13 protein-coding genes are annotated in these 14,558 nt (G+C 63.7%); 7 read left to right on the top strand and 6 right to left on the bottom strand.

The window, feature by feature from the left end; genetic code table 11:
• Positions 1 to 19 precede the first annotated feature (19 nt).
• Together VNH11_16980 and VNH11_16975 are read right to left on the bottom strand one after the other, a co-directional pair.
• Positions 20 to 751 carry a hypothetical protein gene (locus VNH11_16980; GenBank protein HVA48067.1) on the bottom strand — a complete coding sequence of 244 codons (732 nt, stop codon included), beginning with the start codon at positions 749 to 751 and terminating at the stop codon, positions 20 to 22.
• Positions 748 to 1,671 carry a nuclear transport factor 2 family protein gene (locus VNH11_16975; GenBank protein HVA48066.1) on the bottom strand — a complete coding sequence of 308 codons (924 nt, stop codon included), beginning with the start codon at positions 1,669 to 1,671 and terminating at the stop codon, positions 748 to 750. The genes VNH11_16980 and VNH11_16975 overlap by 4 nt, the downstream gene beginning before the upstream one ends.
• A gap of 233 nt (positions 1,672 to 1,904) precedes the next feature.
• Here VNH11_16975 and VNH11_16970 point away from each other — a divergent pair, with 233 nt between their 5' ends.
• From VNH11_16970 to VNH11_16940, 7 genes are all read left to right on the top strand, one after another.
• A complete protein-coding gene (locus tag VNH11_16970; protein ID HVA48065.1) occupies positions 1,905 to 4,157 on the top strand; it encodes a DUF1549 and DUF1553 domain-containing protein in 2,253 nt (750 codons plus the stop codon).
• A 4-nt stretch (positions 4,158 to 4,161) separates the two neighbouring features.
• Complete coding sequence (locus VNH11_16965) at positions 4,162 to 6,306, top strand: serine protease (protein ID HVA48064.1); 2,145 nt, start codon at positions 4,162 to 4,164, stop codon at positions 6,304 to 6,306.
• Positions 6,303 to 7,751 carry a DUF1501 domain-containing protein gene (locus tag VNH11_16960; protein HVA48063.1) on the top strand — a complete coding sequence of 483 codons (1,449 nt, stop codon included), beginning with the start codon at positions 6,303 to 6,305 and terminating at the stop codon, positions 7,749 to 7,751. The genes VNH11_16965 and VNH11_16960 overlap by 4 nt, the downstream gene beginning before the upstream one ends.
• A gap of 40 nt (positions 7,752 to 7,791) precedes the next feature.
• Positions 7,792 to 8,157, top strand: coding sequence for a hypothetical protein (locus tag VNH11_16955; protein ID HVA48062.1), 366 nt, complete (start codon positions 7,792 to 7,794; stop codon positions 8,155 to 8,157).
• A 73-nt stretch (positions 8,158 to 8,230) separates the two neighbouring features.
• On the top strand, positions 8,231 to 8,416 hold the full coding sequence (locus VNH11_16950; GenBank protein ID HVA48061.1) for a DUF4058 family protein: 186 nt from the start codon (positions 8,231 to 8,233) through the stop codon (positions 8,414 to 8,416).
• Positions 8,417 to 8,420: 4 nt separating this feature from the next.
• Positions 8,421 to 8,612, top strand: a complete 192-nt coding sequence (locus VNH11_16945) for a DUF4058 family protein (GenBank protein ID HVA48060.1) — start codon at positions 8,421 to 8,423, stop codon at positions 8,610 to 8,612.
• A 419-nt stretch (positions 8,613 to 9,031) separates the two neighbouring features.
• Positions 9,032 to 9,415 (top strand): hypothetical protein, encoded by a 384-nt coding sequence (locus tag VNH11_16940; GenBank protein ID HVA48059.1) that lies wholly within the window; start codon positions 9,032 to 9,034, stop codon positions 9,413 to 9,415.
• Between the two features lie 48 nt (positions 9,416 to 9,463).
• Here the strand turns inward: VNH11_16940 and VNH11_16935 are convergent, their stop codons facing one another.
• The 4 genes from VNH11_16935 to VNH11_16920 all read right to left on the bottom strand — a co-directional run bounded on the left by VNH11_16935 (position 9,464) and on the right by VNH11_16920 (position 14,335).
• On the bottom strand, positions 9,464 to 10,006 hold the full coding sequence (locus VNH11_16935) for a cob(I)yrinic acid a,c-diamide adenosyltransferase (protein HVA48058.1): 543 nt from the start codon (positions 10,004 to 10,006) through the stop codon (positions 9,464 to 9,466).
• 109 nt (positions 10,007 to 10,115) lie between these two features.
• Entirely contained in the window at positions 10,116 to 11,582 is a 1,467-nt protein-coding gene (locus VNH11_16930) for a DUF1501 domain-containing protein (protein ID HVA48057.1), read from the bottom strand.
• Positions 11,583 to 11,763: 181 nt separating this feature from the next.
• Positions 11,764 to 12,324, bottom strand: coding sequence for a transposase (locus tag VNH11_16925; protein ID HVA48056.1), 561 nt, complete (start codon positions 12,322 to 12,324; stop codon positions 11,764 to 11,766).
• A 97-nt stretch (positions 12,325 to 12,421) separates the two neighbouring features.
• Positions 12,422 to 14,335, bottom strand: coding sequence for a PSD1 and planctomycete cytochrome C domain-containing protein (locus VNH11_16920; GenBank protein HVA48055.1), 1,914 nt, complete (start codon positions 14,333 to 14,335; stop codon positions 12,422 to 12,424).
• Positions 14,336 to 14,558: the final 223 nt, after the last annotated feature.

Raw genomic sequence — 14,558 nt, 5'->3', positions numbered from 1 at the left:
CTCATTCATGTCCCAGGCTTTACCAGAAACCGAAGCCCAAGAAGAAGGGCGAGCGACTGACCACGTCGGGATACTGCCGCATGCCGCCCGGATGATAGGGACTGCGATAACCCCTGGCGCCATAACTTGCGGCGCCGCGGTCGAGCGCCCGCTCTCGTTCGTCGTAGAGTTGGCGTTGCTCCGTCTGCAGCGCCGCGATTCGGGCCTGGCGCGCCTGTTCCAGCCCCGCCAATTGAGACTTTGCCGAAGAACGTCGGCGCTCCAAGAGATCAAGTTGTTCGCGAAGCTGGGCGGGGGTCAGCTCCAGGATGTCCGGAAATTGCAAGTCCAGCTTTTTGCGGTAGGCGGGAGCGGCCGCGGCGAGGTTCGCCGCCACCCATCCCAAAAGGTCGCGTCCCTCCGGGCTTTGCACCATCTGCAGCTTCGCATCGAGATCGCGTTGGAATGCTTCGCGCTCGTCGGTCGACATCTTCTTTACGCGGCCGGCAAGCTGTTGCTTGAGCCGCTCGATTTGTTTTGGCCCGTAAGTCGTTTGCGTCGCGAACCACTCGTCGAGCCCGCCCAAGGTCTTCCGCCAGGCTTCGCTCGCCAGCATGGCCACGGGCGGCGATTCCGCGGTTTCTCGGTCGTCGCTTGGCGGCGACGGTTCATCGGCCCGCGGCGCCCCCGGCGTCGATGCCATCCAAACGGCCGCCGCCAGAAGAAGCAGCCCCCGTCGTTGATTTGCCGTCGGTTTGCCGTGGAGAATCATTGTTCGTCGCTCGCTTTCTGACGCACCATGCGCACCAGGTGATCGGGCAGCGGTTCACCGTCGATCTCCGCATGGGTGACCTGCCAGGTAAATGTGTCGGCGTCGTTGAAGGAATAGATATGGGTGCCTGTGGAACGGCTGCCGTCGGGGAACACGCTCTGGGTTTCCACAATCCAGTCGTCACCCTTGCGAAACCAGAGGCCGTCGCCATGTCCGCCTTCGGAATCGAAAGCCCACGATTTGATCTGCTTTTCTCTGGCGTCCCAGCCGATGCGTTGCGTAACGTGCAGGGGTCCGCGTTCAGAGAGATGCACGTCGATATCACGCAGCAGGAAGTGCTTGTCGTCGCTCCACGCGCAGGTGAGGCGGATGGTCTTGCCGCCGTCGTCGGAAGACCACTCTCCAATCATCCAGGCCAAATCGCGAAGGCGATCGCGGCGCGGCTCGGCCGGCGCCGCCAACTCGCGGACGCCGTCGAGCAGCCACGTGCCTTGCCGCCGTACCCAAATGGCCGTATAGCGTCGCACGACCGATGGGCCGACGGGAACCGTCGCGAGGCGGACCGTGCCGTCTTCGATGGCGACGTCCGGACTGACAAAGCGGACCGATTCAGCGGTGGGCGTCAACCGCGGTGACTCGACCTGCTGCTGGAGGCCCGGGCGGCGTTGTGCGGCCAATTGGCGGCCGTTGACGGCTTGGCCGGCGTCGTCGAGGTAATCGCCGTCGGTCGTCCAAAAGGCGGCGATTTCTTCGCCGTTTCCGCGTTCGATGGCGGCCAAATACTCTTTGGCCCGCCGTCGGATTTCGGCCTCGGCGTCCGATTGTGAGCGGGGCTCCGCGGCGAGGCCTCGACTACACGCCAGGCAGGCCACGACAGCCAGGGTCAACGGTACGGCGCCAAAACGTCGCCAAAGGTGCATTTCGATCGTCCTCGTCAGCGGTTGTCTGATACTATTCTACTCGCAATCGACGCGGTCTGCCTTTCCGGGTTCAAAAAAATCGGCTGCGGACTCGCTTTTTTGCCGGTTCGATGTTCTAATGACTTTGTTTGGAGCCGACATTCCCTGACCCGCGTCAAGGTTATCCGGCCGCCAGACCCCCGCCTCTACGTCCCGCCCCCGAAAGCCCAACGCTGTTTCACGCGGCCATGAGAATGTCCTGCCCCGATCACGGTTCGCGGCGACGGTTTCTGCCACGCGGCCTGTTGCCAGCCATCCTCTGCCTGGCGATATTGCCCCTGGCGGCAAGCGCCGCCGAGCCGAGCGTGAGCTTCGTCAACGAGATCGTGCCGGTCTTGACCAAAGCGGGCTGCAACGCCGGCGTGTGCCACGCCAAAGCGGGCAACGGGCAGAACGGATTTCAACTGTCCCTGCTGGGCTTCGAACCGCTCGAAGATTACGAGCAACTCGTGAAGAAAGCCCGCGGCCGGCGGTTGTCGTTCGCCTCGCCCGACCATAGCCTGATTCTTCTTAAAGCCTCGGCCCAAGTGCCGCATGGCGGCGGCCGGCGCCTCGGTCCCTCGTCCGAAGGCTACGCTCTGCTCCGCACATGGATCGCCCAGGGCGCGCCTCTGGGCAGCGATGCCGAACCGCGGCTTGAATCCTTCGAGGTGCGGCCGGCGCGCGGTTCCATCACCCGCGGCGGACAGCAGCAGCTCAAGGCGCTGGCTCACTACAGCGACGGCAGTGTCCGCGACGTGACGGGCCTGGCGCTCTATGAGTCGAACAACACGGCGATGGCCGAAGTCGCCGACCGTGGGTTGGTACGCATTCACGATATTTCGGGCAACGTGGCGGTGATGGTCCGCTACCAGGGCCGAGTGGCCGTGTATAGCGCCTCGGTGCCGCTGGGGGCGCCGGTTGAAAATCTGCCCCCGGCAAAGAACTTCGTCGACGAGCACGTGTTTGCCAACTTGAAACAAGTCGGCATCCCTCCCTCGCCGGTCTGCGACGACGCCACGTTTCTCCGCCGCGTCTCGCTCGACATTGCCGGGCGTCTGCCGACCGAGGACGAGGCGACGGCCCTTTTAACGAGCAGCGAGGCAGACAAGCGCGACAAGGCCATCGACTTGCTGCTGGCGGGTCCCGATTACGCCGACTACTTCGCCAACAAATGGACGGCGCTGTTGAAGAACCGCCGCGACGTCGAAAGCGACAAGCCGGCCAACTTCGCCTTCCACGCCTGGGTGCGCGACAGCCTGCTGGCCAACAAGCCCTACGACCAGTTCGTGCGCGAGCTACTGGCCGCCACCGGCTCGGTGAGCGGCAATCCGCCGGTGGCCTGGTACGGCCGCGTCACGGAACCGAAGCAGCAGGTCGAAGACGTGGCCCAGCTCTTCCTGGGCGTCCGCGTCCAGTGCGCTCAATGCCATCATCATCCGTTCGAGCGTTGGAGCCAGGACGATTATTACTCGCTCACGGCGTTCTTCACGCGGATCGGCCGCAAGCCCGAAAACAGTTCGGGGGCAGCACGCGGCGAAGTGATGATCTTTCACAAGCGCGGTATGGCGGTGGCGACGAACGTGAAGACCGGCGCATCGTTGAAGCCCGCGGCCCTGGGCGACGCCATGCCGCCGATCGCGGCCGACGAAGATCCGCGGCTGCGGCTGGCCGACTGGATGGGCTCGAAAAACAACCCGTTTTTCGCCAAGGCCCTGGTGAACCGCTACTGGAAGCACTTTTTCGGGCGAGGGCTGATCGAGCCGGAGGACGATATCCGCGACACCAACCCGCCGACGAATCCCGCCTTGCTGGCCGCCTTGGAGCAGCAGTTCGTTGCCAGCGGCTTCGATCTCAAGGAACTGGTCCGCGTCATCACCCGTTCGCAAGCGTATCAGTTGAGCGAAACGCCGAACGAATACAACATCACCGACACGCAGAACTACTCGCGATATTATCCGCGGCGGCTGCCGGCCGAGGTGCTGCTCGACGCCATCGACCGGCTGGCGTGTACGCAGACCGATTTCGCCAATTTGCCGCCCGGCACGCGAGCGGTCGCCTTGCCCGACAACAGCTACAATCGCTCGACGCCGTTTCTCAAAGTGTTCGGCCGGCCCGAAGGCGAAAGCGTTTGTGAATGCGAGCGCGTTCAATCGTCGAGCCTCGCGCAAAGCCTGCACCTGATCAACGCGTCCGACATCAAGTCGAAGCTGGCCAGCCCCAACGGCCGCGCCGAGCGGCTGGCGAAATCCGGCGAACCTGTCGAGCAGAAAGTCCGCGAGCTGTATCTGGCGGCCTTCGCCCGCGGGCCGCGTCCGGAGGAACTGAAGATTGCGGCCGACTATCTGGCCGAACCGCGCGTCGGCGCCGACGGCAAGCCGGTCGATGCCCAGCGGGCCAGCCGCGAGAACTTCCAGGATTTGATCTGGGCCTTGATCAACACCAAAGAATTCCTGTTCAATCATTAGGTGTATGATGACAGACACCGTTCGTTATGAAGTCCCGGAGGGACGGCTAAACCCCGTGGCCGCTTCGCGGCCGGCAACCACGACTCGATGCGTGTTTCTGGCGCTGGCTTTTACGGCACCGCTCTGTGCCGTAACCTGCTACGCTCCGCCCGCCTTCGCGCAATCGGTGGGCCTGCCCGCTCCGCGGCTGCTGACCACGATGCCGATGGGCGGAAAGGCGGGTTCGCAAGTTGAAGTCACGATCGGCGGCGAGAATCTCGACAACGCCGATGAATTGGTGTTCTCCGATCCACGCATCACGGCTGCCTCCAAGCTCAACGCGGCGGGCATGCCCGAAGCCAACAAGTATTTCGTCACCATCGCCGACGATTGCCCGGTCGGCCTCTATGAAGCACGCATGATGACGCGGCTGGGCATCTCCTCGTCGCGAGCGTTTTCCGTCGGCTCGCTCGACGAAGTTGTCCGCGTAAAGCCCAACACCTCGATGGCAACCGCAATGGAACTGCCGCTGAACTCGCTCTGCAACGCGTCGACAAGCCCGCGGTCGGTCGATCATTATTTGTTTGCGGGCCGCAAGGGGCAACGCATCGTCGTCGAGTGCGCCGCCAAGCGCATCGACTCCAAGCTTACTCCGGTATTGATCCTGGGCGACGCACAGGGCCGCGACCTGGTGGTCGAGCGACAGGGCGGCGTGCTCGACTTTATTGTGCCCGAAGACGGCAAGTACGCGATCAAAGTCCACGATCTGACCTACAATGGTGGAACAACGCACTTTTATCGCCTCTCGCTGCGGGAACTGTCGGCCGGGGCGCCGATCACACCGCACCCATCGACGGAGACGGTCAATTCGTTCTCCTGGCCGCCGCCGGGGTTGCCCGAACGAGCAGCGACCGCGGAGGCCGAGCCCAACAACGATCGTTCGCATGCCCAAAAAATTTCGCTGCCGTGCGACATTGCCGGCAGCTTCTTTCCGGCGGCCGACGTCGACGTGTTCGAGTTCGACGCCAAGAAAGGCGACGTGTGGTGGGTCGAAGTGGCTTCGGAGCGGTTCGGCTTGCCGACCGATCCGGCCATCGTGGTGCAGCACGTCAGCGGTTCGGGCGACGCGGAGAAGTTGACCGACGTCGCGGAATTCAGCGACATTCCCAGCCCGGTCAAAGTTTCGAGCACCAATTACGCCTACGATGGGACGCCCTACAACGCCGGCTCGTCCGACAATTTGGCAAAGTTGACGATCCAGCAAGAGGGAGTTCATCGTCTACGGTTGAGCGATCTATTCGGCGGCACGCGCAACGATGCGCGTAACGTCTATCGGCTGGTGATTCGAAAGGCGGCGCCCGACTTCGCGCTCGTCGCTTGGGCGCTGCACATGGAGCTGCGCAACGGCGACCGCAACGCCCTGAGCAAGCCGATGGCCTTGCGCGGCGGCGCGACGATGGCCTTGGAAGTGGTTGCCCTGCGGCGCGACGGCTTTGACGGAGAAATCGAGCTGGCGATGGACGGTCTGCCCGAAGGCGTGACGGCACGCGGGCTGAAGATTCCGGCCGGCCAGTCGCACGGCGTCATGCTGGTGACGGCGCATCAGGACGCGCCGCGCGGGCGCCGTTCGGCGACATTCACCGGCACCGCCCAGATCAACGGCGCGGCGGTGACGCGGCCGGTGCGGCTGGCCTCGATGGCCTGGCCCGTCCGCGACCATTGGCAAGAAACGCCTCAGCCGCGGTTGCTGGCCGACGTGCCGGTCTCGGTCAGCGGTTTCGAGTATGCTCCGATCACGATCGCTCCTGCGTCCGGCGAGGTGTTGGAAGTTACGGCCGGCGAAAAGCTGACCGTGCCGCTGGTCGAGACCCGCCGCAGTGAGTTCTCGGGCGCCACGATGACCTTGAAGACCTTCGGCGCCGGCTTCGAGCGCGTGCCGCCCTTCGAGGTGTCGCTCACCGCCGACGCTTCGCAGGCGGTGCTCGATCTGGCCGCCTTGAAAACGCCGCCGGGCGATTACTTGATTGGTTTTTACGGCAGCGCCGTGGCAAAATACCGTTCTAATTTAGAGGCGGCCAAAACGGCCGGAGCGTCGCAGCCTGCCGATATTGTCGACATCGTCGTTACCGAACCCATCGCCATTCGCGTCAAGCCAGCGGAGAAAAAATGAGCCGTTCTCTCAATGCTTCGTCGATCGATCATTGTCCCGGACCTCGTGGCAGCCACGGCCGGCGGGCTTTTTTGCAGGCCGGTCTGGCCGGCTTCGCCAGCTTGAGCCTGCCGGGCATTCTGAAGCTCCGCGCCCATAGCCCACTTTACGCCGGCGAAGCAACCGCCGCCGGCCGAGAGAAGACCGCGGTGATCATGGTCTGGCAGCCGGGCGGGTGCTCGCACATCGACAGCTACGACCCCAAGCCGGACGCCGGCAGCGAGTATCGCGGGCCGTTTGGAACGATCGCCACCAAGGTGCCCGGCGTGCGGTTCACGGAGTTGTTGCCGCGACAGGCCAGCATCGCCGACCGCTTCACCGTGCTGCGGTCGATGCACCAGGCGGCCGGCGGCCACCCGGCCGGTTCGATGCAACTGCTTTCCGGCGACCCCGACACGCGCGACAAGCCGAAGCCGCGTCTGCCCGACTGGATGTCGGTGACCAATTATCTCCGCTCACAAGAAGGTCCGCGTCGCAATCCGTTGCCGGCCTACGTCGGCATCAATCCGCCGCTGGAGTACAACGGTCCCGCCTACCTGGGAGACGCTTATTCGCCGTTCACCGTCAGCGGCGATCCCAGCAGTCCGAGTTTCTCCGTGCCCAACATCGGTCTTTCCGACTCCGCCGAGGTCAATCGGATCGACCGGCGATCGGGCCTGCGCCGCAAGCTCGATCTGCTCGACCGGGCTTTCGATCGGGCGGGCGAACTGGCGGCGCTCGACGAATTCGAGACGCAGGCCATGACGCTGCTGACCAATCCCAAGACCAAGGAAGCGTTCGATCTGAGCCGCGAAGACGACCGTACCCGCGACCGCTACGGCCGCAACTCCTGGGGACAGCAACTGCTGTTGGCGCGTCGCCTGGTGGAAGCCGGCGTGGAAGTGTTGACCACCAGCTTGAACGGCCCGCTCTGCGGACGCGTGCATAACTGGGACGACCACGCGGTCAACCACCATGTGTTCAATGCCATGCGGTTCCGCGCCGAGGTTTACGACCAGGCGGTTTCGGCGCTGATCGAAGACATCTACGAGCGCGGGCTGGATAAGCGGGTGCTGGTCGTGGTGACCGGCGAGTTCGGCCGCACGCCCAAGATCAGCTATGCGGCCAGCACCGGGGCGGGCGACGCCAGCGCGCCGGCCGGCACGCAGCAGCCGGGCCGCGACCATTGGCCGCGGGCGTTCTCGAACCTTTGGGCCGGCGGCGGCATTCAGACCGGACGCGTGATCGGCGCCACCGACAAGCGGGGCGAAGACGCCGTCGAACGCATCTGCGGTCCCGGCGACTTCCTGGCGACGATCTATCATCACCTCGGCATCGACTCCGCCAACACGGCCATTCGCGATTTCAACGGACGCCCGACGCCGATCGTCGATCACGGACGGCCGATCCCCGAATTAATGGGCTAAAGAGATTGATCGACTGGGTTCAGACACAAACAGGTACTCGATGCAAGAGCAGCGAACTCGAAACTTTACGGAAAGCGGAACGGGCATCATCGACATCGACGGCGTCAAGCTGCACGCCCGCTGGCGAATGACGGGCACGCAGCAGTACCTGGCCGGCGCCGGGACCTCGATCGACGGCGGGCGCCACGACATTTCCCTCACCGTTTACTTCGACAAGCTGCCCCACGAACGATCGACGGTCGACGAATTGCTCGGGCGGATCACGGCCGATCCGCGGCGGCCGCTGGCGGTCGACCTCGGGCGCACCGGTCATCCGGCGATGTACTGTCACGAGACGCGGGCCGACCAGAGCGGCAATCCAAGCGCGATCACGCTTGCCGACCAGCCGGCGGCCGAAGCGCCGTGATCGTCGAGGGATGGATGTCGCTCGTTCGCAAAAGTAGAATGTGGAGAGGTCCTTTTGGATAGAGTGCCAGACCATGCCTAGTCGGTTTCCGGGCGTCGACCCCTACATTGAAGGCTGCGGGCTTTGTCCTGACTTCCATCACGAGTTCATCACCGCCTGGCGCGGGGCGCTGCGCCGCTCGCTGCCGAAGCACTACCGCGCTCGTCGCTCGGGCCGAGCGTCCGGGCGTTTGCGAGGTACGATCGTGGAACCTTCGTGACCGGCTGCCTCGCTTGGAGATTCCCTTGAAGTCGCCCGATGCCGATACCGTGGTCGATCTGCAAGACGCTTTTGACTGCGCGTTTGACCAGGGCGGGTATGCCGAGACGGTTGACTACGAAGAACCGCCGTCGGTGCCGCTTTCGGAAGCCGATTTGAAGTGGGCGGCGGAACGCGCGCGGTCAAGCCCCGCTTAGTAGGGCAATCAACCAATGCTAGAAGAATCCGACACCTACCTGATGATCCTGGAGAAGGGTGAGCAGCGGGCCGCGGGACGAGACATTCTGCTGGTTGGCGAGGAACGCCTCGGCACCGCGGATGAGCCGGTGCGTGGGCAGTTCGCGAGCATTACGGACGCCGAGCGGCTGGTACGGATGCTCCGCCGGGCGGCGACAGCCGCGACTTGGCAAGAGATCCTAGACACCCCCTCACGGCGCAGCGTTAGTCATGCGAGAAGTTCCGGACGTTTCCAGCAATTCGCAGCCGCTTCGCAGCCTGTGGAATGGCACGCGGCTGCGGCCCAGCCGAACCGGTTGCTTGCCAGAGTTGCTCGGTCCCGCCGAGGTTAGATTGGGTATGGGTGTCTTGCCAGAAGCTGGCGTTGCGGAAGTAGCGCGTGGCCAAGACGCCGACGCAAACGGTCAAGGCGCCGGAAATCATGACCCTGGAACGGATGGACAACTTCCTTCATACCGCAGTTTCAAGATGGCGGAAGCTGTGCTCACGTCTCGACGACCGAATACGGCGGGCGTTGAAGAACGATACCTATCTCGTGGTTGGCTCGTCGCTTGTTAGGCAGTGCGGCTTTTTTGCCTGCCAGACAGTCCCGGTTCGCTCCATACAAGCTTGGACCATCTGCCACGAAATGGTCTTTGATATTGTCGACATTACGCTATCGGACGAGACGGTTGTGCGGTGGACCGACCGCGATGGTTCGCTTATTAAGCTTCTCGAGGAGCATGCATCCGCCAAGCGCTCGCCCAAGGCTGACAACCGCTAGACGACCGCCGGCTCGTATCAGCAAGGACGGGAACTGAAAACTCGGGCGTTACTTGCTTTGCCACAAAACGTCCTCGCAGCCGCCGGCGTGATTGGCTGCACGAGCCAGCACAAAGAGCAGATCGCTCAACCGATTCAGGTAGATCAGGCATTCGGAGGCGATCGGCTCGCGTTCCATGAGCGTCACCAGGCGTCGCTCCGCGCGGCGGCAGACCGTGCGGGCCAGGTGCAACAGGGCCGCCCCGCGCGTGCCACCCGGCAAGATGAACGCCGTCAGAGGTGGAAGACCGCTTTCGTGTTGGTCGATGGCCGATTCCAGGGCCGCGATATGGTCCGCCGTGATGCGCCGCGTGTCCATGCGGTCGGGCCGCGGCGACGCGAGCTGCGCGCCGAGATCGAACAACTCGCTTTGGATCCTCGCCAACAATGAGTCGATGCCGTCGCCGAGTGCTTCGCTCCGCGCGATGCCGAGCACCGCATTCAATTCGTCGACGTCGCCGAACGTCTCGATGCGCGGATCGTCTTTCCGGACGCGCGGCCCGCCGAATAGGCCCGTCTCCCCGGTATCGCCGGTCTTGGTGTAGATTTTCATGTTCGTAGCCCGCTCGCTCCGCGAGCGGAACGGCTCTCCAATGGTTTGGATCTTCAGTCAGGGAGTCGTCAAAGATCAACAACGCCCTTCCGCTTGCGGAGCAAGCGGGCTACCTCGCTCGCCGCTGCGGATCCGCAGCAAACAGCGCGTCGACCGGTTGGCCCTTGCCGTCTTCGGTGACATAAAACGGTCGCTTCTCCACGACGAAGCTCGCCTTCGGCGAAATGCCCATCGCCGTGAGGATCGTGGCGTGCAAGTCGGTGATCGACACGGGGTCTTTGGTCGTCAACAGCGGCCGCTCGGGCGCCGTCTCGCCATACAAAAAACCGCGCTTCATGCCGCCCCCGAACAACAGCACCGACCCGGAACCGGTAAAGTGCCGGTGCAGACCGTAGTGGACCATCTCTTTCATGACGTCGGTCCGGGCACGCGACTGGTCGCTGGCGGTGCTGCCCGGCACGCCTTCGATCATCATGTCGCGGCTGAACTCGCTGGCCACAATCACCAGCGTGCGGTCCAGCAAGCCGCGCTGTTCCAAGTCGAGCACGAGCTGGGCAATCGGGCGGTCGATCTGCTTCTTCATTTCGACCAGCGTGGCGTGCCCGTTCTCGTGTGTGTCCCAGTGCAAAAACGGCACGTACTCGGTCGTGACCTCGATAAACCGCGCCCCCGACTCGACCAGCCGGCGGGCCAAAAGACATCCCAGCCCAAACCGGCCCGTGTTGTACTTTTCGACGCTTTCGGGCGGCTCTTTCGTGAGATCGAAGGCGTCTCGCTCTTTCGCGCTGAGCAGCCGGTATGCGTTGCCCAGTGCCCGCAGCATCGACTCCTGATGGTAGTCGCTGGCCAGATTCTTGGCCGGGCTTTCGTCGACCAGCTTTCGCAAGAACCGCTCGCGATTGGCGAACCGGCCCGGCGTCATGCCCTTGGGCGGCTGTACGGCGGCGATGGCGTCGTTGGGAAACGGCAGGTTGAACGGCCCGAATTCGCTTCCCAAAAAACCGGCCGTGGTAAACGCTTTCAACTCTTCAGCCTCGCCCACGCCGTCGAGCCGCTGGCCGATGTTGATGAAGGCGGGGAGGGCGGGGTTCCGCGGTCCCAGCAGCCGGGCGATCCAGGAGCCGATGTGCGGCGCGGCCACGGTCTGCGGCGGCACGTAGCCGGTGTGCCAGTGATACTGATGCCGCGAGTGCAGGATGTTGCCGAGATCGGCCACCACGTGCGATCGGACCAGCGTGCCGCGGTCCATGACGCGGGCGACGTTCTCCAGTCCCTGCGAAACCTTGATGTGGTCGACGGCCGTGTCGATGGCCGGAAACGTGCAGAGAATCTGTTCCGACGGCACGCCGACCTCAAAGGGCGTGTATCGCTTGGGATCGAAGGTTTCCGGCGCGGCCATGCCGCCCGCCATCCAGAGCAGGATGCAGGCGTCGGCCGTGGGTGCCGGGGTCGGCAGCGACTCATCGGCCAACAGCCGCGGCTCGCCGGAGGCCAGCGTGGCCAGCGTGGCGGCGGTCATCCCCTGGACGAACTCGCGGCGTGACAGGGAGTGTTGAATAGGTTTGTCGTCGTTCATCGTTGTCGCCGTAAGGTGGGACAAGGGAGCTTGCGACCGCTGGCCCACCGTGAGAGATCTGGATTTTCAACTCGGCTTCGTTTTTTGAGTGTGTTCCTCACTCGTTGGCTGCGCGGCAAACGGTGGGCCGGCGCTCGCAAGCTCGCTTGTTCCACCTTACGCCCGGCTCACTGAACGCTCACTACTCGACGTCGCCCCACTCCGGCGCGTCCCAGTCGGGCGTTGGATCGGTGCCGCCCCACTCCAATTCGTATTCCCCCAAGCTAACGAACCGGTGAAACGACGACCAGCGCCAGTCCTGGACGCGTTCTACCAGTTTATGCTTTCGCGGGTTCCAATGCACGTAGTCGACGCATCGCTTGAGATCGTCTTCGTCTTCAACCGTGTGCTCCCAGTATCGCTTGTGCCAGACGCCACGTTGGCGATGTCGCTTACGCGAAGTTGACTGTGGTAGTTCGCCCCCGCCGCCCTCCAGCCATGCCTTCGTAAACTCCTCCTTGATCCGCAACCAGCGGAGCGGATAGCGAGCGTCGCCGGGCGGAAGCGACCAGACCGTGTGCCAATGGTCGGGCAAGAGCACGATGGCCACCAGGTCGAACGGGTGGTCGCGCTGGACCGTTTGAATGGCCTTGCGCAAGCAGTTGCGCGCCAGAGGCGTGGTCATGATCCGCCACCGCCGAAGAGTGAGGCAGGTGAAGAAGTAAGTGCCGCCGGGAACATAGTAGCGACGATAGTTCGGCACGGGGAAGTCTCTGGGTGCTCTCTCGTTTTTAGCGGTGGGCCGGCGCTCGCAAGCTCGCTTGTCCCACCTTACGGCTGAGCGCGGCTCACAACTCATCTCATCTTATCAACTGGAACTCCGGCAACATGAACAGCACCCAGAGCAGGTCGGCCAGGCCGTCCTGCGTTGGCGGCGAACCGATCAGCTCCAGGGCCGCGGCCAGCTCGCTCGGGGTCGGCGGCCGCGACAATGCCTGCAAGTAAAGCCGGCTGACGATCGCTTGAGCGTCGGAAGACGAACTGTCTTTCAACAAGTTGGCGGCGCCGCGCGCCAGCGTCTCGGCGATGGCCGGCCCGTTCGTCAGATCGAGCGCCTGCAAGGTCGTCAGCACGTCGCCGCGCGTCGTCACCACTTGCTCGCGGTTCGGCCGGCCCAGCGACCGCATCAGCTCATCACAGAACAACAGCGATGCGCGCACAAACCGCTGCTCGCTCGGCGTATCCGGCGAAAAATCGGCCAGCGCCACCGGAGCCACCGGCTTGCCTTGCGAAGTTCCGGTGATCTGCCACACGGCGTCGACAAATTGCTCGGCGGTCATGCGTTTCACTTCCGGCCCGCGGAAAACATAGTCGTCGCCGCTCGACTCGCTTTCCACCGCCGCGCACTGCGACTGATAGGCGCCTGACGTGACGATGTGCTCCAGCAACTTCTTCAAATCATAACCCTGCTCGACCAGGTAGTTGGCCAGGTAATCGAGCAGGTCTTCGCTCCAGGGACGATTGGCCATCACATCGACCGGATGGACAAGCCCGCGGCCCATGAGCCGCTGCCACAGACGGTTGGCGATGGTGCGTGAAAAACGGCCGTTTTCCGGCTGCGTCACCAGTTCGGCCAGCCGCGCCAGCCGGCCCGCTTTCGGCAATGAGGCGTCGATCTCGCCCAGCTCCGGCCACAGGAACTTCGGCGAGGCCATGCGGCCGGTCGCCGTGTCGCAACGGCGAATCTCCAGCGGCGCGTCGGCCACGATGGCCGCCAGGCCGTAAGCATCGTCGAGCTTCCAACGGTCGATGAAGCTGTCGTGGCAGGAGGCGCATTTCATATTGATGCCGAAAAACACCTGCGACACATTCTGCGAAAACTGCACTTGCGTGGTCTGGCTGGCGTTGGTCCGGCCGCGCCACTTGATGCCATACACAAAACCTTCCGAGTCGCCGTTGGGGCTGATCAACTCGCGGACAAACTGATCGTAGGGCTTGTTGTCGACCAGCGATTGATAGAGCCACTTGGAAATCTGCTTGCGTCCGCCGTCGATGTAGCCCGTGCCGCGGTAGTCGTTCCGCAACAGGTCGTTCCAGAACGTAAGCCAGTGGTCGGCGTACGCCCGGCGGTCGTCGAGCAGCCGGCGGACGAACCGCTCGCGTTTGTCCGCCGAACCGTCGGCCAGGAACGACTCCAGCTCCCCTTCCGCAGGCAGCAAGCCGACGACGTCGAGCGACGCGCGCCTCACAAACGCCGCATCGTCGAGTCTTGGCGGCGGTGCGACTTCGTGCTCGGCGAAGTAGGCCGCCACAATCCGGTCGATCGGATGGGTGGCGCCGTCGCGTGCCGGCGGCAGCTCGACCTGTCTCGGCCGGAGCGGCGCGACGTAGCGGTCGGTCTTGAACGTAAAACCTTCTTCCCACGGCAGGCCCTGCTCGATCCAGGCGGTGAAGATCGCGATTGGCTCGGCCGCCAGCGGCGGGGCCTTGGCGGGCATCCGCTCGTCCGCATCAGCGGTGATGAGGCGTTTGATGAGTTCGCTCTCGCTCGGTTTGCCCGGCACGGCGGCCTTGGCTTTCAGCAACTCCTCGCGCGTATCGAGCGAGAGCGATCCCTCGGCCTTGCCGTTGGTGTGGCACTTGCCGCAGTGCGTCTTGATCAGCGGAGCGATGTCATGGCTGAAATCAATCGGCTTGGCCGGCTCAGCGGCCGAAGAGGCCGCCGCGGACAGGATCAAGACAACAAGGAAGAGGCTGAGCGATCTGTCAAACATCGTGGATGTAAAATTAAAATGACGTCGTGGTCTACGCAACATGTACCGCCGTGTTTGTCGAGCCATGATGGCGTTTCCTCGAAACCGTCGGCGTTGGTCGCCAGATCTGAGTTTAAGCTCGCACTGGCGGAATGGAAAGAACTGGCTCCAGGGTCTGCAACTACCGTTGCTCGCCGCCGGATGCCTGACGCCTTGCGCCTTCTCAGCGGGCGACGACTCTCTA

It is taken from the genome of Pirellulales bacterium (assembly GCA_035533075.1).
GTDB lineage: Bacteria > Planctomycetota > Planctomycetia > Pirellulales > JAICIG01 > DASSFG01.
Note: the sequence above shows the minus strand (reverse complement) of the source record. Positions and strands in the feature narration are given on the sequence as shown.